This is a genomic window from Zunongwangia pacifica, from assembly GCF_023499215.1.
GTDB classification, from domain to species: Bacteria; Bacteroidota; Bacteroidia; order Flavobacteriales; family Flavobacteriaceae; genus Zunongwangia; species Zunongwangia pacifica.
In genome coordinates, this window is sequence record NZ_JAKHSK010000004.1 from 197,858 (window position 1) to 224,779 (window position 26,922).

The following is a 26,922-nucleotide window of genomic DNA, read 5'->3' on the forward strand; positions in this document are numbered from 1 at the left end:
CATGAAATTAAATCAGTTTTTAAGTTCCATAATTCTTCTTTGCTTTTTTATCTCTTGTAATGCCCAAAAAGAGGTGTATCTATTCAGTTATTTTAAAGGAAATGGGGAACATGGTTTACATTATGCCTATAGCAAAGACGGATTAAAATGGGAAACTTTACATAACGATAAGTCTTTATTGACCCCTGAAGTTGGTGAGCAGAAATTGATGCGTGATCCCTGTATTATAAAAGGTGGTGATGATAAATATCACATGGTTTGGACTACGGGTTGGACAGAACGCGGGATTGGCTATGCCTCTTCTGAAGATTTGATCAACTGGTCACCGCAAGAATTGATTCCCGTAATGGAAGATGAAGAAACCGCTAGAAATTGTTGGGCACCTGAAATTACTTATGATCAGAAGAAAGACGAATATATGATTTACTGGGCTACAACAATTCCGGGTAAATTTCCTGAAACGCAATCTGATATGGATAGTGGCTACAATCACCGCATGTACTATGTAACTACCAAAGATTTTAAAGATTATTCTGAAACGAAACTTTTATATGAGCCTGGATTCAATGTGATTGATGCCAGTATTAGCTGGCATGATGGAAAATATGTTATGATTTTAAAAGATGAAACCAGAGAGCCTGCACAAAAGAATTTAAAAGTTGCTTTCGCTGAAAATTTAACCGGTCCATACAGTGATGCCAGTAAACCCATTACCGGAAAATATTGGGCAGAAGGGCCAACTATGCTAAAAATAGACAATCAATATATTGTTTATTTTGATAAATATACCGATCATCAATACGGTGCCGTTGCTTCAAAAGATCTAAAAAACTGGACCGATATTTCAGATCAAATTACTTTTCCTAAAGGAACGCGGCATGGTACAGCCATAAAAATTACTCAAGCCCAGTTGGAGAAATTAAAAAGTATCGATAAAAAATAGAATGTAATTAAACTTTTTAGACCTCATAGTCCCGATAGCTATATTGGATTAAACCTGTGAAGTCTGTGTTGTATTTAATCGACTTTGACCTGATATTGATAAATTTCTGGTGTAATATTGTGTAATTTAAACCATCAATAACTAAGCTCTAAGCCTCTTACTTAAAAATTAATCATTCTCATACTCAATTCTAAGAGTTTCAAATAACTTTGCGATAGCAAGATTTAATTCGTTATTGATTTTGTTCCTTTTCAAGATATAATCAATAAGCTTATTTTCTCGCGTGTTGATGTAGAAAATAGAACTTTCGCCCATTTCAAAAAGGCGTTTTTCGGCTTCCACCATAATTTCACTTTCGCTTACGATATTGGTCACGATGGTCATTTGTTCTTGTAAACTAAGTATTTCTCTTTCGGTAGCTTTTATTTTGTTGCTTAATTTCCAGGCATTTTCAGATAGTTTAAATTCTGCCTGCTCCCTTTTCACTTTAGAAAGCCTTAAATCTCCGCGTTCTTTCCGTAGAAATAAAGGAAAGCTTACTTTAACTCCGGCTTTATAATTGTTGGTATTTATATAATCTGGCTCGTCGATTTCTTCGGAAATAAAATTATATTCAACATCAATTTTTGGTAAAAGTTTGTTTCTTTTTAGCCTAATATCAAGGTCATAAGCTTCTAAATCGTAATTTAAAGATTGTAACTTAGGGTGATTTTCTATTGCCGTAGCATTACCTAATAATTGCTCGATCCCTAAAACTGAAGGGATATCCAGAATTTCAGGAGCCGGTTTCATTCGGTCTTCCAGTTCTATGGGAATATTTTCTATCCAAAGGTAGTTACTCAAAGCCAGTTTTGCTTTTTGAAGTTTCAGTTCAGCCTGCTTAAGATCTAATTTTCTGTTTCGTACTGTAATCATGGTTTCTACAGTATCTATAGCGGGTGTTTCCCCAAGTCGGCTGGAAGTGGCAATACCTTCAAACCGAATGAGGGCATTTTCTAAAAACTCTTCGTAAACCGATGTATTTTGAAAATAGTAAACCCAATCGGCATAAGCTTTTGTGGCATCGGCCAGCACCTGGTTTACCTGAATATTTCGCTCTAATTGAGATTGTTGCTGAAAGATCTTTGCCTGTTTAAGGTTATTCATCCTTTCATTGTAAAGCAATCCCTGAGCAAGGCTTATATTCACGCCGGCGCTCCATAAACCATCATCTGGCGTGTTGTTTTCTGGGTTTAGGTAATATCCTTCATTCTGTTCGTAGCCTGCTTTAAGATCGATTCCGTACCAGGTGGGAATTTTAAAAGTGCCGTGCCAAAGGGAATAATATTCGGTGCCATGAAAGTTTTTTTCTTTCATTCCGCCTTCCAGTTTAGGATCAAAAGCCCCTCTGGATTTTAATAATTTAGCCTCGGCTCCAGAAAGTTCCAGATTGGCCTGGGCTACAATGGGATGGTATCGTTTTACCATGGCCAGGAACTCTTCCAGCGTGAAGATTTCAGATTCCTGTTCTTGTGCATTTCCGAAGAAAATACCAAAAAAAGAAAAGAAAAATAAACAAATGAATTTTCGCATATTACTCCTTAGCATCTTTGGAATCACTTTTCTTTCCGTCTTTTTCTTTATCTGCGTTGGTATAGTAGTTTGGCGGGAAACCATTTAAATTTCGCCAAAGTTCATACCAAATAGGAACATCGTCCAGTAAAGCCAGCGTCCTGGCACCCGAGCCTACACGTAAGGCATCTGGCCATGCGTGTTTTTCACGTTCTTTTAGATCTGGAGAAAGCAAAATCCTATATTTACCATTGTCGCTAATAAAATTCTCTATCGCCACTACTTTTGCGCCATAAGTACCATAGGAAGCATTAGGCCAACCGCTAAATACGATTGCCGGCCAGCCATCAAATTGTACTCTTACATGATCACCGATACTTATTAAAGGTAAATCGATGGGTTTTACATAAGTTTCTACGGCAATATCGATGTCTGATGGCATAATGGTCACCAGTTTCTCACCTTCTTTAAAGGTCTCACCGATACCTTGTTTTAATGCACGGTTTATATAGCCATTTTGTGGAGCACGGATATACAGCATATTTTTCCTAATTTCATAATTAGAGAGTGAATTTTCTAATTTAGAAACCTGTGCTTCGGCATCAAACCTTGATGAATTTGCGGTGGATATTTCCCCTTCAATTTTATTAATTTTATCGATATAATTGGCTTCTATACGATTCACCTCCATGATCGCATTAAGCAATTCATTTTTACTGCTTAGTAATTTATTTTCCAAATCGATCACCTTGGCCTGGGATTCCTGAAATTTAGATTGTTTGGTTTCTAAATCCAGTCTCGATTTTAGGCCCTCTTCATATAACTCGCTGGTACGAGCATACTGCCTTTCGGCAATGCTTAGGTTTACTTTGGCAGCTTCTAAAGAAATACTATCACTGTTAATTTTAAGATCGGCTTGTTTTCTTTTATTTCGGGTTTGTTCTAACTTTAATATTCTTTCGCGCTGTATTGCTTGTAATTGTCGGTGCAGGGCTTCTATTTTTTGCCCGTAAGATTCGAATGAGTTGCTTTTGGAAGCTAACTGATCTCCTGTTCTTTCTACCAGAAGCGGATCAAAATATTCATTTTTTACTTCAGTAATATGTAAAATAGTATCTCCTTTTTCAACATAATCACCTTCCTGAACGTACCATTTTTGGATTTGCCCGGGGATAGGTGATTGCAGTGTTTGTGGTCTTTGATCAGGTTTTAGGGTAGTTACGTAACCTCTACTGCTAATAGTTTGCGTCCAGGGGAAAAACAGTAGAACTAGTAAAAACACAAAAGTTCCTAATAGTATCCTGGAAAGAAGCTGGTGGTGGCTTCTTTTCACGATCAGCGAAAAAGCGCTAAACTCTTCAAAGTTTACCTTTTCGCCCAATTTTGTATTAGAAAGATTAAGCATTTATGATTTAATTTTTTATTTCTGTTTTATGTATAGAGGCTCAAATTCGTTTAATTGATGCGCATCATCGGCAAGGAAAACACAGGTTTTATCTATTTTAATGTGTTTCATCAATGCTTTTTGATCATTTTCTGAAAGAATATATCCTTTCTCAATCATTAAAAATTTAGGATCTTTTAGCAAGGCTCTAATAAGGCAAATCTTTTTCGCTGTTTTAGCTCCAATTTTTTTATTACCGGAAAATATATACGTATTTAAAGAATCTGGGAGTTTATTAATATGATCCAATATGTTAAAATCTTCCAGCATCTGGTAGACCCTGTCTGAACTCATATTAGGGTTGCTAAGGGTTAAGTTTTCCCAAATGGTGCCTTCAAAAATACTGTCGGTATTTAAAAGTAATGCGATTTTATTACGGTAGTTATCCAGATTAATATTGGCAATTTCTTCACGGTTAAAGAAAATTCGTCCTTTTTTAGTTTTCTTCATTCCAGAGAGGTAATGGAAAAAGTCATTCACAACAATTTCTGCACCAACAATATTAATAAGATCGCCCTCGTTTACCACTAAATCTGGGATCACACTCTCTTCGATATGAAGGTTTTCTATTTTAATAGGGAAAAGTTGCACATCGTTTTCATGAACACCTGTTTTACGATCTAATTTTTTAGAAGTTACTTCACTAATTTTTTCAACGGCGGTAACCACATCGTAAATAGTTTCCAGGCTAAGGCCTATTTTTTCTACGGAATTTATAACGAGTACAATAATAATTTCAGCAGCAACAAACTGCCCAATATTCATTTGCTGATTAATCACCAGTAAACCTCCTATTAAAAGTAGTCCTAAAGTCACAATAACTTTAAAAACCACCATTTGTTTATACTGGTTTTTTACAGTACCAAAGTGTGACTGTCTTTCTTCCAGATATTTTTTTACAAGCGTATTGTTTTTATTTTGCTCGTACTCATCTGGAAAAATTTTAAAGGTCCTAAAATTCGCGGCTACCTGCTGAATCCAAAAAGCAATATGATATTTCTTTTTAGATTCCAGAATGCTTGTCTCTAAAGCTTTAGAAAGGCTAAATTTAAAGATGATGTAGATAAGAACGATCAATAAAATAGCAAAAGCAATAAAGAAAGGATGGTAAAAAGACAATAATAATAGACCAAAAATAATTTGGATTACTGCCGCGGGAAAATCCAATAGCAATTTCTGTAATCCTTTTTGAAGTGTTAGCACATCAAAAAATCTGTTGGATAGTTCTGGGGGATAGTAATTTTCTAATTCCCGAACCCGCATTTTTGGAAAGCGGTAAATGAATTCGAAAGAGGCGCGGGTAAATACTTTTTCCTGAATATTTTCTACCAGATCTAGTTGTAAAACTTGTAAGGCTCCGTTAAATGCCACGCCAAGAGTTACCAGGCAGGTTAATAAAATCCAGGAGGTAGAAACTTCAGCGCCCTGGATAAGATTAATAATTGCCTGTATCCCTAAAGGTAGGGTTAAGCTAATAATACCTGCAAAAATCGCATAATATAAAACGTGTAAAATATCTCGTTTTTCGAGTTTTAGCAGATTCCATAGTTTAGTCCAGGGTGAAATTGAACTTTTGGCCATATATAATTAAATGATTTGTAACTATTTAAAAATGATTAATATAGGTTTTCGAATCTGTAAATGTAATTAAAAGTTGCGTTCTTGTCTAAAGCTTCAGAATTTTATAACATTCCTTTAGCTGCTTGCGAAAATAGAATGGGATTATTAAAAAATCTTTATATCGAGATTAAAATACCATTAGAATTTCTTAATAAGTACTAAAATTTTGCTTTACTCCCCTTTTTACCAAGGGTTTTAAGGGAAAAGCATAGAAAATATAAACTTACGATTTATTCTTTTAGTAATGATTGTATCGCAATTCTTTTACTTGATAATTCAGATTAAATGATTAGAAAGCTTATTTGAAAAAAATGTTCTCATAATTGCCTAATGGCTTGCTTAAGGAGTGCTAATAAAGAACAAACAATGTTATACCTCTCAATGAATACTAACCATAGCAAAAATTATAGGTCTGGATATATGATTTGAAGCGGAGCCATTTGATATTTTAAAGTAAAATGGTTTTTAACAAGTTTAAAACTAGGCGAGTGGATTTACCTCTTTAATTTTATAAAATTTTAAGGTTTAAATAACGAATTTCAATCATAGCTTTTTCTATATTTGTGCCGCGCTATTGGCGTTTCTTTCCCAAAATAGCATTCTTTATATTTTTTTAATTATCAAGACCTTTGATTTATAAAAGTCTTTATTTTTTGTAAACAATTGATTGTTGCTTAAAATTCAACTTTCTTGTTTTCAGTATTTTATAAAATTAAATGTAAAACTTTATAAATCAGTGGTTTCTAAATTGTTCACAAAATTGTGAATAAGTATGATGAAATTTCTGAGAAAAGTATGCTCTTAGATTGTAATTTTGATTTGAAATTATTGAACGAAATTTCATTAAAATTTAAGGGGGAATCATGTGCAAATCATGAGCTGTTGCGCAACTGTAAATTAGCGTTGCTGATAAGCCAGAATACCTTTTTTCGTTTCAATGACTTTTACTTTCGCATAAAAAGTAATGGTCTTGGAGATTAAAATTCGATGTTTTTTTGAATAAAACTTTTATCGAATAATAAGCATCCTTCCATTTCATTTTATGCTCTTGGTTTTTTGTTTCATTAACAACACAACAGCAGTATGAGTATTTTTGACAAGCGGCTAAATTATAAGCCTTTTGAGTATCCGGGAGTTTTAGATTTTACAGATGCCATTAACCAATCGTTTTGGGTACATTCTGAAGTAGATTTTACCGCAGATGTACAGGATTTTCATTCGCATTTAACGGCCGGTGAAAAAGATGTGGTAAAGAAAAGTTTACTGGCAATCGCGCAAATTGAAGTTGCCGTAAAATCGTTTTGGGGTGATTTATACAAACACTTACCAAAACCGGAATTTAACGGATTAGGAAGTACTTTTGCTGAATGTGAATTTAGACATTCACAAGCCTATTCCAGACTCTTAGAAGTGTTGGGCTATAATAATGAGTTTGCCAAGGTGGTAGAAGTACCTGCAATTAAAAAGCGTATCGCTTATTTAACAGAAGCCTTAGAGCATACCAAAGCTGAAGATCCAAAGGATTATGTGTCTTCGCTGATTTTATTTTCAATTTTGATTGAAAACGTCTCCCTATTTAGTCAGTTTGCTATTGTATTATCCTTTAATCGCTTTAAAGGGGTAATGAAGAATGTGAGCAATATTATCGCATGGACTTCAGTAGATGAACAAATTCATGCCAATGCAGGGATTTACATCATTAACCAGATTCGTGAAGAGTATCCAGATTATTTTAATGAAGAAATGATCCAGAAATTAACTGATGTTGTGACACGATCTATTGAAGTAGAAGAAGAAATTCTGGATTGGATCTTTGAAAATGGGCAATTAGAGAATATCAATAAAAAAAATCTGATGGATTTTATGAAATTCAGATTAGATGATAGTTTAAAAAGTATCGGTCTTCCCAAGCAATACAATATTACTGTAGCAGAGTATCAGCCAATGCTGTGGTTTGAAGAAGAAGTTTTTGCCAATAGTTTAGATGATTTCTTTGCCAGACGTCCAGTAGATTACACTAAGCACGATAAAAGTATCACTGCATCAGACCTTTTTTAAAATAATCGCCAAACATTAAATACCCGAAACTCCCATGACAACGAACGTAGAAACTCAGCCTTTAATCGTAGATGAACCAAAAAACAAAAGACTTTGGTGGCTTAATGACGAAAGTCAGCAAATCCTTAATCGTGGATATTTACTAAAAGGAGAAACTGTAAAATCGGCGATCGAGCGTATCGCAAATGCCTCGGCCAGAAGATTGTATAAGCCAGAATTAGCCGAAGCTTTTATCGAAATGATCGAGCGTGGTTGGATGAGTTTAAGTTCACCAATTTGGGCAAATATGGGAACCGAGCGTGGATTACCCATTTCATGTTTTAATGTTTATGTACCTGATAATATTGAAGGAATTACCCATAAACTGGGCGAAGTAATTATGCAAACCAAAATAGGGGGTGGAACCTCTGGATATTTTGGTGAATTACGAGGTCGTGGTAGTGCGGTTACCGATAACGGAAAGAGTAGTGGGGCGACAAGTTTTATGAAGTTGTTTGATACCGCCATGGACACCATTTCTCAGGGTGGCGTGCGTCGTGGGGCTTTTGCCGCCTATTTAGATATCGATCATCCAGATATTAAAGAGTTTCTTGAAATTAAGAATATCGGGAATCCTATTCAGAATTTATTTTACGGGGTTTGTGTACCAGATTACTGGATGCAGGAGATGATCGAAGGGGATATGGAAAAACGTGAAATTTGGGCAAAGGTTTTAGAAAGCCGCCAACAAAAAGGGTTACCCTATATTTTATTTAAAGACAATATTAACCGTTTTAAGCCACAGGTTTACAAGGATAAAAATAGAACGATCCATTCCAGTAATTTATGTTCTGAAATTGCGCTGCCTTCTACCGAAGATGAATCGTTTATCTGTTGTTTATCTTCGATGAACCTGGAGCTTTATGACGAGTGGAAAGATACTGAAGCGGTTAAATTGGCGATCTATTTCCTAGACGGAGTACTTCAGGAATTTATCGCAAAAACCGAAGGAAATCATTATTTAGCTTCAGCCAACAGATTTGCGAAGAATCACCGTGCACTTGGCTTAGGAGCGATGGGATGGCATTCGTATTTACAGAAAAACAGAATTCCGTTTGAAGGAATGCGTGCCAAAGGTTTAACACACCAAATATTTGAAGATATTAGTGCAAAAGCCACCAAAGCGAGTAAAGAACTGGCAACCATTTATGGAGAGCCCGAAATGCTTAAAGGTTATGGTTTAAGAAATACAACCTTAATGGCAATTGCGCCAACAACCTCTTCTTCAGCGATTTTGGGGCAAACTTCACCAGGAATAGAGCCTTTCAGCAGTAATTATTATAAAGCGGGGCTTGCAAAAGGAAACTTTATGCGTAAGAATAAATACCTGAAACAATTACTGGAAGAAAAAGGTCTGGATAACGAAGATACCTGGAGAAGCATCATGCTACACCATGGCAGTGTGCAGCATTTAGAAACTTTAACTCAGGAAGAAAAAGATATCTTTAAGACCTTTAAAGAAATTAGCCAGTTAGAGATCATTCAGCAGGCATCGGTAAGACAAAAATTTATTGATCAGGCACAAAGTTTAAATCTTAATATTCCTGCTGGCGTTCCGGTAAGGGATGTAAACCAGTTAATGATTGAAGCCTGGAAATTAGGGGTAAAAACTTTATATTATCAAAGAAGTCAGAGTGTTTCTAAAGAATTTGTTTCAAACATTGTGAACTGTTCTAGCTGTGAAGCTTAATTTCAATCCTAAATAGTATAAAAAACCCATCTTTTTCAGATGGGTTTTTTTATTGACATCGCCAAAGGCTTTAATATCCCTTCCCGCTAGCAATCAGGATGCCGGAATTTAAAGTTTTTTTCTATCGATTGCCTCTTGGGCTTGTGCCGAGGTTGTTTACTTTCTGCTTATTTAGGTTTATTAAAAGTAGATACCTTATAAAAACTTAAATAGTGTAGTGTTTCTTAGTACAATTTCTGTCCAACAGCAGTGGTCTATTTTTTAAAGGGTTTGCTGAATGAATAAGTATAAGATTTTCTTAATAGCTAATAGTTTAATAGAATTTTAAAATAGATTCTTTAAAATTAAAACTACCTTGAAAATAAATGAAAAAGAAAAATTGATATGAAAGTTTTAATTATTGGGGCCCATGGTAAAGTTGGTCAACGTATTGCAAAAGCGATGAGTGCTTCTAAAGATTTTGAGCCTACCGCTTTATTAGAAAAGAAGAGCAAAAACCGCTTTTTGAAGAGATGGGCGTAGCTACAGTAGTAGAAAGTTTAGAGAATACGCCTGAAGCTATTGGCTATGTCATTAAAAATTACGAAGCCGTGGTGTTTAGCGCTGGTTCTGGTGGAAAAACCGGTCACGATAAAACAATGGAAATAGATTTAGACGGAGCAATAAAGGCGATTAACCAGGCCGAAAAACAAGGCATAAAACGTTTTGTAATGGTGAGTGCTTCGCATAGCGACGATCGTTCGTATTGGGGAAAAGTAGACGGAATGAAACCTTATTACATCGCGAAACACTATGCCGATTTAGAGCTGAAGAGAAGTGCTTTGGATTATACCATTTTACGTCCGGTAACTTTAACTGATGACGATGAAGCCGGTAAGGTATTAATGACTGATAATCCAGATGAAGTAAACTCGAAAATCCCAAGGCAGGCCGTTGCAGAAACGGTTTTAGAGGTTCTTAAAAATCCAAAAACCTACGGAAAAGTTATCGAAATGAGTAAAGGAGAACATGAAATACCTGAAGCTTTAGCAAAAGTGTGCTCTTAGAAGTTTTTAAAAAGAATTGGATAAAAACTCCTGCTGATTTTTTAGCAGGAGTTTTTTGTTTGTCGCAAATCAAAAGACATAAGCAGAAACTTCAAATATTAACTTTTCTTGTATTTGATTTTTTAGATAATAATTATAGCAGTTCTATTAAATATATCGATTAGGGATACCGGAATTTTTTTATATTAGTAAATGTAAAAAATACGTTTATTTTTTTGGATTTTATTTATTTCAGTCCGAAAAGCATTTTTAATCAAATTCTGTCTCAAATGATATTTAAAAAAATTATTGCTGCTTTTTTAGTATTGCTTTCTGTCTCGGCTTTTGCCCAGGAAAATTTAATCGTAAACACACATAATCGTAAACAGGTTTCTTTAAACGGCACCTGGCATTACATTATCGATCCTTATGAAACCGGTTTTTATGATTATAGATATAAGGAGAAAGGAGAAAAAGATCCTGAAGCTTATTGGAATAATCCGGAACCCCATGGCAAAACCGATCGAAAAGAGCATGGTTACAGCGATGATTATACCATTCAGGTTCCCGGCGATTGGAATTCGCAGGACGATGTCTTTAAGTATTACGAAGGCACCGTTTGGTATCAAAGAACATTTGATAAACCGAAATTAGATAAAAATGAACGTGTTTTTTTATACTTCGGTGCTGTAAATTATGAGGCCCATGTGTATTTAAATGGTAAAAAGCTGGGTATGCATAAAGGCGGATTTACACCATTTAACTTTGAAATTTCGCAGGAAATGCTGGAAGATGAAGGGAATTTTCTGGTTGTTAAAGTAGATAATAAACGTTATGCCGATGAGGTTCCTACTTTAAATACCGATTGGTGGAATTACGGCGGCATTACCCGTGATGTAAAATTAGTGATTACACCACAAAATTTCATTCAGCAATACGCCATACATTTAGAGCAGTCGCAGGATATTGAAAAATCTATAAAGCGCAAGAAGTTTAATATTTCAGGGTATTTTAAATTGAATGGCCCTAATACTTCTTCCGAAGAAAAAATCACTATTGAAATTCCTGAAATTGGACTTAAAGAGAAAGTTGAAAGCAATGCTTCTGAAGGTTCTTTTAACTTTGATGCTAAAAAATTAGAATTATGGTCTCCGGAAAATCCAAAGCTTTACGAAGTAAAATTTACTTTGGGAGAAAATATCCTGACCGATAAGATTGGTTTTAGAAAAATAGAAGTTGCTGGTAAAGAGGTGTTGCTAAACGGCAAGAAAATCTTTATGAGAGGGATTAGTATTCATGAAGAAATTGCTCCTGAAGCTCGTAGAGCTAAAAATAGCGCCGATGCCGATAAACTTTTAGGTTGGGCTCGCGATCTTAACGTAAACATGGTGCGTTTAGCGCATTATCCGCACAATGAATATATGACGCGTGCCGCAGATTCTTTAGGGATTTTGGTGTGGAGTGAAATTCCGGTGTACTGGACAATCGACTTTAAAAACGAGGGGGTTTTAAAGAAAGCCAAAAAGCAATTAGATGAAATGATCATTAGAGATCAAAACAGAGCATCTGTAATAATCTGGTCTGTTGGTAACGAAACTCCTGTTAGTGAAGCCCGAACCAGGTTTATGAAAAGTTTGGTGATGCATGCTAAAGAAAAGGATAATACAAGATTAATTTCAGCGGCTTTGGAAGTTGGTTATAATCGAGGTAAAAACTATATAGACGATCCGCTTGGCGAGTATACCGATATTGTTTCTGTAAATGAATATTTGGGCTGGTATGGTGATTTACCTCACGCCAAAGTAAAATCAAAATGGGAAACGGCCTATAACAAGCCCTTATTTTTCAGCGAAACCGGGGCAGGGGCAAAAGGCGGATTTCATGCCGATAAAGAAACTCGATGGAGTGAAGAATTTCAGGAATGGTATTTTGAAGAAACCCTTAAAATGATGGAAAATATGCCAGAGAATTTTATGGGATTGTCACCATGGATACTGGTAGATTTTAGATCACCAAAGCGTAATAATCCTAAATTTCAGGAAGGCTGGAACCGTAAAGGTTTAATAGACAATCAGGGAAATAAGAAAAAAGCTTTTTTCGTACTTAAAAAGTACTACGATGAAAAAGAAAAAGAAGATCAGGAGTAGAAAAATATCATTAAGCATACTAAAAAGGCTAATCGGTTTTAGGATTAGCCTTTTTACTTAGTAGTTTGAGTTTATTTTTTGAAGGATATATAGGTTCTATTGTAGATTTAATTAACTGTGAGCACTATAATTTTTACACTTTTCTGTACAGAGGAATTCATCTAAAAGCTTATTTTTGATGAAAATCTAAACCTTATGGCCTCAAAATCCTACACGCTATTCTTAGCGTTTTTTTTATGCTCTTTTTTGTCTTTTGGTCAAATTACCATTTCAGGGAAAATTACTGATTCTAAGAACAATGCTATAAGTGAAGCTTATATTCTAAATATCGAAAGCGGTCAACATACGCATAGCGATACTCAGGGGAACTTTATCATTGCAGCTTCAAAAAACGATAGTATTAAAATTCATCATCTGGGCTATACAACAGCGTATTTTAAAGTTGATTCCAAGCAAAATTATACCGTAAGGCTTCAAACAAAGATGAATCTTATAGATGAAATAGTGATAGCACCAAAAATTAATGCATTAAGCATCTTTTCTGAAATAAACACGCGTGTAAATCCTGTAAATTCATCTCAGGATCTCTTAAGATATGTTCCAGGTTTGTTTATCGGTCAGCATGCTGGAGGAGGAAAGGCTGAACAAATTTTTCTTCGTGGTTTTGATATTGATCATGGCACCGATATTAATGTGAGTGTAGATGGTATGCCAGTAAATTTAGTTTCTCATGCACATGGGCAAGGATATTCAGATCTTCATTTTATAATTCCTGAAACTGTAGCTGGAGTTCAATTTGGAAAAGGACCTTATACGACTAGCAAAGGTAATTTCTCTACTGCCGGTTTTGTATCTTTTAATACTAAAGATCAGTTACAAGATAACATCATCAAAGCTGAAATCGGCCAATTTAATACACAGCGTTTGGTAGGTATGTTTAAAATATTGGATTCAGAAAAGGAATCAGCCTACATCGCTTCAGAATATTTAGGCACCGATGGTGCATTTGATTCTCCGCAGTTATTTACCCGAATTAATCTAATGGGGAAATACGTTGGTCAACTTTCTGCCAAAAACCGTTTTAAAGCAATTGTTTCTTATTTTAACAGTGAGTGGGATGCCTCTGGGCAAATTCCACAAAGAGCATTAGACAACGGATTAATTTCAAGGTTTGGCGCCATAGACGATACTGAAGGTGGGGAAACCAGCCGAAAAAATATTATTTTAAATAACGAATATCAGATCGATAAACAATCGGGGTTGTCTACAACCTTGTATTATTCTAGGTATGATTTCCTTTTATATTCAAATTTCACCTTTTTTCTGAACGATCCTGAAAATGGAGACCAGATTAAGCAAAGTGAGACCAGAGAAATCTACGGCGTAACCAATACCTATAAGCATAAATTCTATGAAGATCAGGTTAATGGTGATTATGAATTTGGAATAGCGCTTCGTAATGACCAAAGCAGGAATAACAAATTATCGCATACCTTAAATAGAGAAGAAGTGTTAGATTCGCTAAGTTTAGGTAATATTAATGAAACTAACTATTCGGTTTTTGCCAATGCAAATTTTCACTTCGGAAAATGGACACTAAATCCAGGGTTACGATTAGACTACTTCAAATTTATGTATGAAGATGGTTTGACTGAAGCGTATATAAATACTGCTGAAAATAAAGCAATATTAAGCCCTAAACTAAATATTCTTTATAATTTAAAAGACAATGTTCAGTTGTATTTAAAATCGGGTAAAAGTTTTCATTCCAACGATACCCGGGTCGTTGTTCAACAAGCAGGAAAGGAGATTTTACCGGCCGCTTACGGGAGCGATCTTGGCTTTATATGGAAACCGGTGCCTAAGCTTATTCTGAACACTGCTTTTTGGTACCTGTATTTGGAACAGGAGTTTGTATATGTTGGTGACGAGGCTGTTGTAGAGCCTAGTGGGAAAACAGTACGAAAAGGAATTGATTTTAGTTTACGTTACCAGCCATTTAATTGGCTTAATTATGATCTGGATGTTAACGGCACTTTAGCAAGAGCGAAGGATGAACCTGACGGAGAAGATTATATTCCACTCGCTCCCGATTTTACATTTACTTCAGGAATAAATGTTATCCATCCTTCAGGAATTTACGGAGGTTTACATGTAAGGCACATGAATTCCAGAGCTGCCAATGAAGATAATTCTATTATTGCAGAGGGATACACCGTTTTTGATTTTAATGCAGGCTATCGTTGGAATCATTTTGATTTTGGACTTGCTATTCAGAATATTTTTGATACCGATTGGAATGAAACGCAATTTGCAACAACATCAAGATTAGCTTTTGAAGATAAGCCGGTAGAAGAAATTCATTTTACACCAGGTACCCCTTTCTTTTTAAAAGGTATTATTTCGTATCGATTTTAGATAATAAAAGCTTGATTTTTAATAATTTGAGATTCATTTTTTGGATGTGTTTAATACGTTTTAATTTCTAAAAGGGTTGTTTTTGCAATAGCTTAAATGGTTTAACCACTCTCGAAACTGTAAAAGATTTCCAGATTTATACCTCGCACACTTGCCCTGAAGTAGTTTACCTCATGATCTTGATGATAACATTTTTTATAAATCTTATAGTAGGTTTGGTATAAATTTTAAAGGTATTAACTAATGAAAAAAGCATCCACTCTTTTTAAAGAATGGATGTTTTTGACTAGTTTTTATTTTTCCGATTATTCGCTATACCCGGGATTTTGTTTTAAATTACTATTGGTAAGCATAACATCGTAGGGGATAGGATATAACTTTTTAGCAGCATCAGAAGCGTCATGGGAAAACCAGGATTTTGTGGTAAAAACCCCAAATCTTATTAAATCCTGTCGTCGTCTGCCTTCCTGACAAAATTCCCATCCAAGTTCATCTAAAAACCGACCATACGTAATATCTGCTCCACCTTCAAAGGTTTGGGAATAGCTATCCCTGCGTCCATAGTTATAATTACTGCCCATGGTAAGTTCGGCATCGGTAACCATAGCTTCCTGAGAAGAATCAAAATCTCTCATTCTCACCTCGCTCACTAATTCCCCTGCTCCGGCTTGTCCAGAACGCATTAAAGCTTCAGCTTTCATCAGTAAAATATCAGCGTATCTAAAAACCGGGAAATCATTACTCAGCCTGTTGGTACAACCTATTTTATATTCAAATTTCCCCCAACGATAGCCATCGTCTTTATCAGATTCGTCGATAGAAGGCACCGAGTTAGTATAGTTTATCGATAAGGCCTCTCCAGATAAAGCGTATTGTTGCCCTTTTATATAATTGTCCTTTAGTCTTTTATCATTAGGGTTAAAAGAATCTATAAACTGCGGCGTTGCACAAACACCGCCCCAGGGAGCATAGGTCATATCGTAAGTTTGTTGATTTTCCTGTGCTAATGTGTACATGTGGAAATCGAATGCATTCCAGTCAGTTACATATTTTTCGTCCATCGGTAGGGCAAAAATAATTTCTCTGGAGTCTTGATTTTCGGTAATAAATATATTTTTTTGATTGGCTTCTAAATTATAATGCCCAGAGGCCATTACCGTGTTACATTCTTCGATACACTTTTGCCACATGGCTTCTCCCTTCCAAACTTCAGCATTAAGGTACATTTTTGCCAATAAGGTATGAGCAACCCATTTATTCATTCGACCGTAATAATAGCCTCTGGCTTCTTCAGATAAATTATTGATGTTATCTGTAACCTCCTGAATGATAAAATCGAAAACTTCAGAACGTTTTGACTGTTGTGGTAAATTTGTATCTCCGTAATCGGTCACAATAGGAACATTGCCATAAAGATCTACCAGGATGTAATAGTAAGAAGCCCTTAGTACTTTTAACTCTGATATTAAGGCACTTTGGGTATTTTCATCGGGTAAAGTGATAACACCTTCATCGATTTGATACAATAATCGGTTTACGGTATTAATCCCTTCAAAAGTTCTGCTCCAGGATTGGTAAACACTATCGTCGTTAGTAGTCCAGGCATGTTGATGCCATCTTTTATAAATATATCCATCAAGCCATCCTATCCCGATACGGGCGGGGATCACATCCTGATCGGCACATAATTCCTGTGCTCTAACCACGCCGTTCCATAAAAGCATTGTTTTACGCCAGGGCACATAAGCTGCATTTATTAATGCGCTAATATCTTCTTCAGATTCGGGAGTGAATTTTTCACTTACTACACTCCCATAGCTATCGTCATAAAGGTCAGTACACGATATATTACCTATTACCAGTAAAATACCTATGGCTATAATTATTTTATTTGTTTTCATTAGATTGCTTTTTAAAGTTAAAATCTGGCACTAAGACCTAAAGTAAAGGTGGTTACGGTAGGGAATTTTTCCCTGCGGTCTATCCCTGGATTTAATCCTGAAGTATTTACTTCTGGATCGATACCATTATATCCGGTTATGGTAAATGCATTATTTACTGATCCATATACCCTTAAGGAATTAATAATTTCAGTATTAAACTTATCAATCGTATATCCTAAGGCGATATTATCGATTTTCCAATAATCCCCGTCTTCCACATAATAACTGTTATATTCTGCCTGTACTTCCGGGCTAAGTGTTGTTTTTCCGAATACTTTATCATTAACTGAAGTAAGACGGTTGTCTCTATATCCATTTTGAGTACCTTCAAAATTCATTCTAGCCTCGTTTATAATCTGGAAATTAAAGGCACCTCTCATATTAACCGTTAAATCCAGTTTTTTATAACGAAGAGTGTTATTAAAACCGGCATACCATTTAGGAATACCGTTCCCTATATAATGACGGTCTTCTGGAGCATGGCTAAAATCGTCATAAGCTACTTTATCACCATTGGCATCTTCATATATCCATTTTCCATCCTGGTCTACATCTGTGACTTTAAATCCATAAAAATTTCCAATAGGATTTCCTACCTGAACGCGATGTGATCTTGTGGTTTGTCCTTCGTAATACACATCTCCGGCATCGAAATAATCGTAATCGGTTTTAAATACACTTCCATTTAAGCTTTTTAATTTATTATCATTGGTAGAATAGGTAATAGTACTGTTCCAACTAAAATCTTCAGTTCTTATGGGTGTTGCATTAATCAAAACTTCAATTCCGCGATTCACCATATTTCCTCCGTTGGCCATAATTGTTGGATAGAGGTATGGAGGCATAGGAACATTATAAGAATATAAAAGTCCTACAACATTTCGTTTGTACGCATCTATAGAACCAGAAAGCCGGCCATTGGTAAGAGAAAAGTCTATCCCAAGGTTGGTTTCTCTTTTTTCTTCCCATTTTAAATCGGGATTGGGGTTAGAGGCGGGCACAATAGTTCTTAGCCATTGACCATTTACATAGGCATAATCACCATATTTAAGCATTGCAATCCCTAAAAAAGAATCGGCAGGTTGTGAACCGGTAACCCCATATCCTGCTCTCAATTTAATTTCGCTAAAAATATTTTGGCTACTCATAAAATCTTCATTGGTGATTTTCCAACCAATAGAAGCTGCCGGGAACGTTCCCCACGCATTATTAGTTCCCCAGAGCTGGCTGGCTCCTTCGTGCCGAATACTGGCCATAAGTAGGTATTTGTCTTTATACGAATAGGTGGCACGAGAAAAGAAACTAATCAGATTCTTTTTAAATTTTTCAGATCCCATTCCTGCAAAACCTTCCTGAAGGGCATTTCCTACCCCTATATTATGCCATCCTCCAAAATAATCGTCCTGGAAACCATAATTATTCATATCAAACTTTTCTCTTTCATTACTTAAATAACTATATCCTAAAAGAACCGAGAATTCATGATCTTCAAGATCCTTGTTATAGGTTGCTGTTAATTCCATTTGCCTATCGGTATCGGTATAGCCCCCTATAGTAGAATAACCTGCAAAACCATCCCTGATATTTGAAACATGATTTAAAGTTTCAGAATAACCGTTAGTACTTGGTTCTCTTCTTAAAGAGAAATTCCCGTTTATTGTGAGTGCTTCTATAGGATTATAGGTAATGGTCCCAACGTACCTCATTTCAGAGGTTTTTACATTTCCATCGGATTCTTTAATTAGGGAAAGCGGATTTTCATATCCCAATTTACTTATGTTCTGGTACCAGCTGCCGTCTTCATTTTTAATGGGGGCTGTAGGATTATAACGCATAGCCTGGTAGTAGATCCAAGATCTAAAGCTACCTCCAGCTCCGGTAGAAGTATATTTATTTTCCCTTCCCAATAAAGAAAAGCGAAGGTGGAGTTTATCGTCAAACATCTTATGGTTTACTTCTAAACGTCCTCTAAAGGTTTGATTGTTGGACTTTAAGAATACACCTTCTTGCGAGTTATAATTAATGTTTGCAATATAATTGGTTTGTGAACTGCCTCCTCTAAGCGTAACATTATGAACATGCGTTATAGGAGTTCTGGTAATTTCGTCTAACCAGTCGGTATTGGCGCCTAAATCAGATTTCGGGTATAATTCCCTAAACTGTTCTGCACTTAAGAAATCCAGTTTTCTGGCGATCTTTGCCGTACTTACATATCCCGAATATTCTACCGTATTTATCTTGGCACCTTTTGCCTTTTTGGTGGTAATTAAAACAACACCGTTAGTTCCCCTTACCCCATAAATTGCAGCGGCAGATCCATCTTTTAAAACATCAATAGTTTCAATATCTTCTGGTGCAACGGTATTTAACGCCCCGGGAATACCATCGATAAGTACCAGCGGATCCGAATAGGCACCAGATAGGGTATTATTTCCTCTTAATTTTATAGAGCTTGTTGCGGTAGGATCGCCATTTGCATTGGTAACTGCCAATCCCGCAACTTTTCCCTGTATTAACTGTCCGGCATCAGTAAGTTGGCCTTTGTTAAAATTTTCGGCTTTCACATTGGCTACAGCACTAGTCACATCTCCTGCTTTTTGTTTTCCATAGCCTATGAGTACGATTTCTTCCAGGGCATTGGTGTCTTCTTCCAGGGAAATATTCACTACCCTATCGTTTCCTACCGTAATTTCCTGAGTAGCAAAGCCTACATAGGTTACTACCAAAACAGCTCCTTCTGGCGCGTCCAAAGTATAGTTTCCGTCAAAATCTGTAGACGTTGCTGTTTGTGTACCCTTTACTATAATATTAGCACCGGCTAAAGGCATACCATCTTCTTTAGAGGTTACTGTACCGGTTATTGGCTCTTGAAAATTATGACCTGCGATCTCTGCAATATTCGCCTGGGCGTCATAATTTGAAAATACAAGCATTACGGCAAGCAAGGCGAGAGTGTACCTTGAAATGGCGTAATGAGCAAAAAAATAAAATTTACACATAAAAAAATGATTTAAATTAATAGTTTATTGGTTAATCTTTAAAGTTTTGGTCTTAATCATATCATTATGTTAATGATTTAAGCGAAAACCTTTTCGTTTTTCATGCTTTTTTTTAATCGTAGGTAAGATGTCCTGCCAAGAGACATTAATAAGTATTTGGTAGCTTATTTGGTTTTTTAAAATTTAAGCGCTAAGCCATCATTTTAAAAACTTATCATAACCCCAGCTTTGTCACTTCCTAATTTTAAATAGGAAAGCAAAGCCGGATCGGGTTATAAATTTTAACTTAAAGTAGAGGGGATATTTTTAAGTGTATTTTTTTTATGATTTAAAATGCGATTACCATCTTTTCACCTTTATAAGTGATTTGTTTTGTGGTTTTAGTTGTTTCTATATGTAGTTGAAATGATCTTTCCTTCAGCATCCCGTCAAAATTTCCTTTACGATTTTTGATCGTTAACTCCTGTTTGTCATTGTTCCAAATAAATTTTATTTCGCTATAGGCTCCATTTTCATAATTATAATTATCGTTTTCATCCTCATATAAAGTAAACTCAGCATCAGTACCGGGATATATATTTATTTGTAGATTAGACCAGTCTTTTTCTTCAGCATAATCAACTTTGGGGCCTACGGGAACGATGCTTCCTGCTTTTATATATAAAGGAAGAACATCTATAGGAGCTTTTTTATTGATTGTTTGTCCGCCAGAAAAACGCTCTCCGGTCCAGTAGTCAAACCATTCAGTTCCTTTTGGTAGATACACTTTTCGATAGCCCTCTTTTTGAAAGTTTTCTTTTTTATCTTCAGTATACATCGATTTGCAAACGGGAGCTACTAAAAAGGAATGTCCAAACATATATTGATCATTAAGATCTAATACCTTTTCATCTTTAGGGAAATCCATTACCAAAGCGCGCATTAAGCTCGATTGCCGATTTGTAATCTGCCAGGCTTCAGAATAGATATACGGAAGTAAACTGTAGCGTAAATCAATATATTTTTCAAGAGCATCATAAACGGGTTCTCCTTTTTTACCAAATTGATAAATTTCGCGTGGCGCATCGGCTCCGTGAGATCGCATCATTGGGGTAAAGGTTGCAAACTGAAGCCATCTAGCGTAGAGTTCCCTATATTCTGGATCATCTAATTTGTCTTTAAACTCCCATATAAAGAAACCTCCAATATCACTATTCCAGTACGGGATGCCGGTAAGTGAAAAGTTTAATCCTGAGGATATCTGGTCTTTTAGTGTTTTCCAGGAAGCTTCGGTGTCACCAGACCAGGTATTGGCAGCATAGCGTTGCTGGCCAGCAAACGCGGAACGTGTTAAAATAAATACCCGCTTATCTGAGGTAGTTTCGCGCATGTGTTTGTACACACCGCCTACCGTCATTAAAGGAAAAGCATTGCGCACTTTTCTAAAAGAGCCTAAATAGGTCTTTTCGTCAAAATCTTCAGGTTTTATATCTAAATGATCTGGTTCTGTAGAGTCCATCCACCAGCCATCTATGCCTAAGGAGAATAAACCTTTATTAAGGTATTTCCAATAGATGTCACGAGCTTTTGGATTATAAGGATCATAAACCCTTACGCCCGAAGGATAATCCATATTTGGTGGCCAGTCACTTTTACCTGACTGTGGCCAGGTAGTAAAGTTAAATAGCATGTTTCCTGCTTCCAATTCTTTATAAGGTTGGGTTTTTGGACCAAAGGAAGCCCATATAGAAATGATAATATGTGCATTTAATGCATGTATATCGTCTACCATTTTTTGCGGATTGGGGAATTCCTCATTTAAAAATTCCATGGCATTCCAATGGTAATTATCTCCCCAATATTGCCAATCCTGAATAATACCATCTAATGGCACTCCCAAATCACGATATTTTTTAACTACACCAACGGTTTCTTCCTGACTTTTATAGCGCTCTTTACTTTGCCAGTATCCATAAGTCCATAGCGGGAACATAGGAGCCTGACCTGTTAGTTGGCGCATGTTGGCGATTACACCATCGGCATTTCCGCCGTACATAAAATAATAGTCTATACCATCGCCAACTTCAGATGTAAAAGAAGTAGCATTGGTATTGTCGCTAAAGGTGGTAGGAGAGTAATTATCCCAAAATAGGCCATAGCCTTTAACCGATTGGAAAAAAGGAATATAATCTTCGCGGTTGGCCTGGATCATTTTAACTTCCAGGTCGCGTTGAGACATTTTACCATTTTGTAGGATTCCAAGACCATAAATAGTTTCCTTAGGGTCTAAACTAAAGCTTTGGCTTACTGTATAAGTGTCCTGATCTACATCTTTAAACGGAGTAAATAGGGGACTGCCCGTTTGCTCTTTTAAAAGAAGTGAATCATCGGGTAAAGTATAACTTATATTCCCTGTCTGGGTATTAATAGCAATTTCCAGGCGTTCACTTTTTAAAGTGAGTTCATTCTTTTCCTCTTCAATTTTAAATGGTGTTTTTTTAGGTTTTAAAACAACAGAAAGACTTTCCTTCTTAAAAGAAGAATTCTTAGGTGTTTTAATAACCCTAACCATAGAAGGGGTATAAAACTGAATCTCGATATTAGCGTTTTTTAGGCTTAATTTTATACCTAATTCGGTTTTTTCGTAATTAGGATCATTGTTAACAGCAAGGGAAGTACAGGTGAAAGCAATACATGCTATTCCCATTAAAAAGTATTTAATATGAGTCATTTAGAATAATTTTATGACTCAAATTTATTTGTAAATGCTTAAAATGGGTAGTGCAAATGTTGCAACAATTATCATATTGGTTGAATTTTAGGTATATTTTCTCAGTTTTTATAATCTGAAGGTTTTTTCCCATATTCTTGCTGAAAACATTTCCCAAAATAACTAAGACTTGAAAAACCTACTTTAACAGAGACTTCAGAAACCGATTTTCCTTCTTCCAACAGTTGGCGGGCATGTTTTAATTTTATAGAGCGGATAAAGGCAGTAGGAGATAAGCCAGTAATGGCTTTTATTTTTCTGAAAAGGCCGGTACGGTCCATATTTAGATCACTACTTAATTGCTGAACAGAATATGCGGAGTTCTCCATATTTTTATGAACCTGCTGAAGCGCTTTTTCCATGAATAGGCTATCCGTTTTTCCTATCGTTATTTCGTCGGGCTTGATTTTAGGCGAATTTTTAAAAACTTCTTTTCGGGATTGTTGTTCCTGTACCAGATTTTGAATTCGTTGTTTCAGGATTTCCAGGTTAAAGGGTTTGCCAATGTAGGCATCGGCCTTCGCTTCAAAACCTTTTAGTTTAGACTCTTCGGAAGATCTGGCACTAAGCAAAATAACCGGAATATGTGAGATTTCAATATCATTTTTAATGGTATGGCATAATGTTATTCCAGACATTACGGGCATCATAATATCGCTAATAACAAGGTCGGGATGGTGTTTTTTCACCAGTTCTAAACCTTCTAATCCGTTTTTTGCGGTATAGATATTAAAATCCTCCTGAAGTTCAGTAAATAAGAAATCCTGAAAATCTGGATGATCTTCCACAATGAGGATAGAAAAACGTTCCTCCACATTTTTATAAGAAGTCGGGAATTTAGGTGGTTCAGGAATATTTATCTTGATGGGGATACTTAGGGCAAACGTACTTCCTTTACCGGGCGTACTGGCGAGCTCTATAGTTCCCCGTAATAATTCGATATAAGTTTTTACTAGATGCAGGCCAATACCGGTTCCGGTATTTTCGCTTTCAGGAGCAGATCGATAATAGCGGTCAAAGATTTTTGGTATTTCTTCTTTTGCAATCCCTTTCCCATTATCTATAACCTTTATTTTAAGGATATCTCCATCTAATTTGGCGGTAAAAGTTACCTTTCCATCTTGCGGTGTAAATTTAAATGCATTCGATAACAGGTTGCTTACTATTTTTTTAAACTTATCATTATCTATAAAAATTAAAGTTTCTTCTTTAGGGATTTCTCTTTTGAAATTTAATCCTTTATGCCGTGCTAATTCTTTAAAAGGCTGCGTGGTATTTTTTAAAAGCTGGTGAAGCTGGCAACAGTCAGAATTTATAGATAACTTTCCTGTGGTTTCAATTTTGCGAACATCCAGTAATTGATTTACCAATTGCAATAGTTCAGTAGCACTTTGATGAATTTTTACCAATTTAGAACGGTTTGTGCCATTTTCGGTTTTTAAAATCGAAGTTAAAGGTGTGATGATGAGACTAAGTGGCGTTTTTAGTTCATGACTTACATTGGTGAAAAACTGATCTTTTAAAGCCCGTAATTCTTCCGATTGTTTTGTTTTTAATTTTTCCTTCTGAAATTTTAAGAGTAAGCTGAAGCTTAAATAAATGATCAACAAAATCAATAAGAAGTAGCTTACATAGGCCGGCCAGGTTTTCCACCATGGGGGTAAAATGTGAATATGTAGTAGAGCCACATCACTCCATAATGTTCCGTTAGAAGAAGAGACTACTTTTAAAATATAATTACCAGGGCTTAAACCGGTATAGGAAGCTTTCCCTAATCCTTTATCTGGAGCTATTTCCTGCCAGTTTTCGTCGATCCCTTCAAGTTGATATTTATATTTTGTTTTGGATACATTGGTGTAATTTAATCCTGAAAAACTTAACGAGAAGAAATTTTGTTTGTGCTTAAGAGTGATTCCTGAAGTATACTGTATGGCTTGGTCTAAAATGGTTTTTCCATCAAACTCCTGCCCGGGCGATACGGGTTTTCCAAATAAATCTAATTGGGTGAAAACCGGTTTTGCTAATTTTGTTTTTTCTAAGCGGTTTTTTGCAGGATCAAAAATGTTAAAGCCATCCAACCCACCCCATAACAAATGACCATTTTCCATTTTTAATACCGATTTTTCTACAAATTCAAAATCTACAACACCGTCATATTGGTTATAATTTGTAAAAAAGAAGGCAGGATTTTTTTCTTCATCATCAATATGAACACAAGACAGCCCGTTGGAAGTGGCTACCCAAATTTGCCGTTTATCGTCTTCTATGATCGATTGGATACTGTTATTTACCAATCCATCTTTGGCATAAAAATGTTTAAGCTTATTTTGTTTTGGTTTCCAAACGCTTAATCCATCCTGCGTAGCCGTCCAAATCCACCCACGATTATCGGTATACAAATCGTTTATTTTTTGGTTATTTTGGCGAAAAAAACGAATTTCAGGGTTGGTTTTGGCTGTTTGGATGCTATTTTCTTTAAGATTGAAAATAAATAAGCCTTCTCTAGAAACCCCGGCATAATGATTAGAATCAATCCTGGAAATATCAAAAATGGGGGCTAATTTTTCTGTTACCGGTTCTATTGAATTGTTTTTAGGATTTAATAAAAACAACCCCAGGTTGGTGGCTAATAAATATTGATGATCTGGAGTGAGGATATACTGGTAAGCTTGTAAGAAAGGGGTTTTTAATTTTTTGAAAGTATGCTCATTAGCCACATAAAGCCCATTGGTAGTACCCATCCAACAATTATCCCCTTCAGTAAAAATAAACCGGCATTTTATCTCTGTTGGAAATCCAGAAAACCGTTCTATTTTCATGATTTTTGGGTCGTATGAAAAAAGTCCGTTATCGGTAGCTACTAAAACGTTATTTTTAAATTGAGAAAAACCGTTTATAACAATATCTTTTTCTGAAGCAAAAGGAAAGAATTGATGCCCAATATTTCTAAATTTAAATCGGTCACGGTGATAATATAAAAGTCCCCTGTTTAATGTACCAATCCATATCCCTTTATTCTTATCAAAAAATATTGTGCTGAGTTCAGAATTAATAACTTCTCCATTGACCAGTTTTAGCTTTTCTATGGATTTTTTGCTAGATAAGGACGTATCTATTTTCATAATCCCTTTAGGGGTGGTAATCCAAATATTACGGTTCCAATCGATGCTTAATGTATTTAGAAAATGATCTGTTTTAAGAAGCATTTCCCATTTTCCGGTCTTTATATTCAAGCGGTGCGCAATACCTAAACTATCACCATTTCTTAATTGATAGATGTACTCTTTATCTGGAACGACCAGTAAGGTATTGTGATAAGGTTCATTTTTGATTGAATTTTGAAAAACCTTAATTTTTTTGGAAGTTAGGTTGTGAGCTTCTACCTGCCCTGAACGATAAAATAGAAAAACCTGGTTTTTAGCCACCGTAAGATCGTAAAGTGGATCACCTTCGGGTAATTTATTAATAAAAACCGAAGCCTTTTCTTTATCCTTGGGTTTAAAAAACAACTTTCCACTTTCTCCTTTATACCAGAAATCTTTATTGGGATCTATAAAAAAATCGGTCACTTTTTCAGTTACTCCCATTTTCCGAAAAATTTGTTCCACATGGGTTACAAATTTTTCTTTTTTCATGTCGATATACTTAAGTGAATGCGTATTTTTCAGCCAAATACCATCGTTAGGGCCAATGTAAAGACGGTGATAGCCAGAATAATCTGAAAGTTCATAATCTTTATCCTCATTATAATGCATATAGGTAAAAGAGGTGCCATTGTAAATGTCTACCAGCCCTTCTGTAACAATCACCATCCTGCCATCACTTAACTGACCAATGCTGCGTACCCTGTTTCCAGATAAACCGTCGCTTGCATTTATTTCTGAAAAAACATACTGTGACGACTGTGGGTATAAAAATTCAACAGAAAAAATTAGAAAGATAAAAACCTTTAAAGTCCGGCGAAACCAGTCTCTAAGAAGATACATTCGTGTAGGGTTAGAAATATGCACTTTAAATTTGTTCTGTTAAGTTGTAGCGCAAAAATGGAATCAAAAATAGATAGCGGTTTTTATGAAGCGCTTTATTTTATGATTCATAAAATCATCTAATTGTTTAGGTTAAATATACAAATGTTATTTGAACATTTATTTTTACTCGAAAATAGGGATCAGGATGCCCCGAAATGAAAATGATTTTAGCACAAATGCCTCCTGGATTTGGCGTTAGGGAGTTTACGATTAGCCTGAATTCGATTATTATAATCATTTTGGATCATTGAGTGAATTTTCAAGGAAA

14 protein-coding genes and 1 riboswitch are annotated in these 26,922 nt (G+C 35.7%); of the genes, 7 read left to right on the plus strand and 7 right to left on the minus strand.

The annotated features are described in order from the left end of the window. The first annotated feature begins 1 nt into the window (after nucleotide 1). Nucleotides 2–943 (plus strand): glycoside hydrolase family 43 protein, encoded by a 942-nt coding sequence (locus L1967_RS04415; protein ID WP_249600512.1) that lies wholly within the window; start codon nucleotides 2–4, stop codon nucleotides 941–943. 168 nt (nucleotides 944–1,111) lie between these two features. On the opposite strand, the gene L1967_RS04420 is transcribed toward L1967_RS04415, so the two are convergent. Genes L1967_RS04420 through L1967_RS04430 form a run of 3 tightly spaced genes read right to left on the minus strand, consistent with a single transcriptional unit; the run spans nucleotide 1,112 to nucleotide 5,519 of the window. Further along, a complete protein-coding gene (locus tag L1967_RS04420; protein WP_249600513.1) occupies nucleotides 1,112–2,515 on the minus strand; it encodes a TolC family protein in 1,404 nt (467 codons plus the stop codon). Nucleotide 2,516: 1 nt separating this feature from the next. Then, a complete protein-coding gene (locus L1967_RS04425) occupies nucleotides 2,517–3,899 on the minus strand; it encodes an HlyD family secretion protein (RefSeq protein WP_249600514.1) in 1,383 nt (460 codons plus the stop codon). 15 nt (nucleotides 3,900–3,914) lie between these two features. Then, on the minus strand, nucleotides 3,915–5,519 hold the full coding sequence (locus L1967_RS04430) for an ABC transporter transmembrane domain-containing protein (protein WP_249600515.1): 1,605 nt from the start codon (nucleotides 5,517–5,519) through the stop codon (nucleotides 3,915–3,917). 845 nt (nucleotides 5,520–6,364) lie between these two features. Then, nucleotides 6,365–6,503: riboswitch (cobalamin riboswitch) on the plus strand. A gap of 138 nt (nucleotides 6,504–6,641) precedes the next feature. Here L1967_RS04430 and L1967_RS04435 point away from each other — a divergent pair. The 6 genes from L1967_RS04435 to L1967_RS04460 all read left to right on the plus strand — a co-directional run bounded on the left by L1967_RS04435 (nucleotide 6,642) and on the right by L1967_RS04460 (nucleotide 14,935). Further along, on the plus strand, nucleotides 6,642–7,616 hold the full coding sequence (locus tag L1967_RS04435) for a ribonucleotide-diphosphate reductase subunit beta (RefSeq protein ID WP_249600516.1): 975 nt from the start codon (nucleotides 6,642–6,644) through the stop codon (nucleotides 7,614–7,616). A 34-nt stretch (nucleotides 7,617–7,650) separates the two neighbouring features. Further along, nucleotides 7,651–9,345 (plus strand): ribonucleoside-diphosphate reductase subunit alpha, encoded by a 1,695-nt coding sequence (locus tag L1967_RS04440; RefSeq protein WP_249600517.1) that lies wholly within the window; start codon nucleotides 7,651–7,653, stop codon nucleotides 9,343–9,345. A 384-nt stretch (nucleotides 9,346–9,729) separates the two neighbouring features. Continuing rightward, complete coding sequence (locus L1967_RS04445) at nucleotides 9,730–9,867, plus strand: Rossmann-fold NAD(P)-binding domain-containing protein (RefSeq protein ID WP_249600518.1); 138 nt, start codon at nucleotides 9,730–9,732, stop codon at nucleotides 9,865–9,867. Next, the gene (locus L1967_RS04450) at nucleotides 9,858–10,391 is read left to right on the plus strand and encodes an NAD(P)H-binding protein (RefSeq protein ID WP_249600519.1); all 534 of its coding nucleotides are present in this window, start codon (nucleotides 9,858–9,860) and stop codon (nucleotides 10,389–10,391) included. Before L1967_RS04445 ends, L1967_RS04450 begins: the two co-directional genes overlap by 10 nt. 269 nt (nucleotides 10,392–10,660) lie before the next feature. Continuing rightward, complete coding sequence (locus L1967_RS04455; RefSeq protein WP_249600520.1) at nucleotides 10,661–12,517, plus strand: glycoside hydrolase family 2 protein; 1,857 nt, start codon at nucleotides 10,661–10,663, stop codon at nucleotides 12,515–12,517. A 195-nt stretch (nucleotides 12,518–12,712) separates the two neighbouring features. Beyond that, nucleotides 12,713–14,935 carry a TonB-dependent receptor gene (locus L1967_RS04460; protein WP_249600521.1) on the plus strand — a complete coding sequence of 741 codons (2,223 nt, stop codon included), beginning with the start codon at nucleotides 12,713–12,715 and terminating at the stop codon, nucleotides 14,933–14,935. 305 nt (nucleotides 14,936–15,240) lie between these two features. Here the strand turns inward: L1967_RS04460 and L1967_RS04465 are convergent, their stop codons facing one another. The 4 genes from L1967_RS04465 to L1967_RS04480 form a co-directional block, all read right to left on the minus strand. Then, nucleotides 15,241–16,836 (minus strand): RagB/SusD family nutrient uptake outer membrane protein, encoded by a 1,596-nt coding sequence (locus L1967_RS04465; protein ID WP_249600522.1) that lies wholly within the window; start codon nucleotides 16,834–16,836, stop codon nucleotides 15,241–15,243. Nucleotides 16,837–16,853: 17 nt separating this feature from the next. After that, nucleotides 16,854–19,877 (minus strand): SusC/RagA family TonB-linked outer membrane protein, encoded by a 3,024-nt coding sequence (locus L1967_RS04470; protein ID WP_249600523.1) that lies wholly within the window; start codon nucleotides 19,875–19,877, stop codon nucleotides 16,854–16,856. Between the two features lie 328 nt (nucleotides 19,878–20,205). Then, complete coding sequence (locus L1967_RS04475; RefSeq protein ID WP_249600524.1) at nucleotides 20,206–22,587, minus strand: glycoside hydrolase family 31 protein; 2,382 nt, start codon at nucleotides 22,585–22,587, stop codon at nucleotides 20,206–20,208. Between the two features lie 101 nt (nucleotides 22,588–22,688). Next, the gene (locus L1967_RS04480; RefSeq protein WP_249600525.1) at nucleotides 22,689–26,612 is read right to left on the minus strand and encodes a hybrid sensor histidine kinase/response regulator transcription factor; all 3,924 of its coding nucleotides are present in this window, start codon (nucleotides 26,610–26,612) and stop codon (nucleotides 22,689–22,691) included. Nucleotides 26,613–26,922 lie beyond the last annotated feature (310 nt).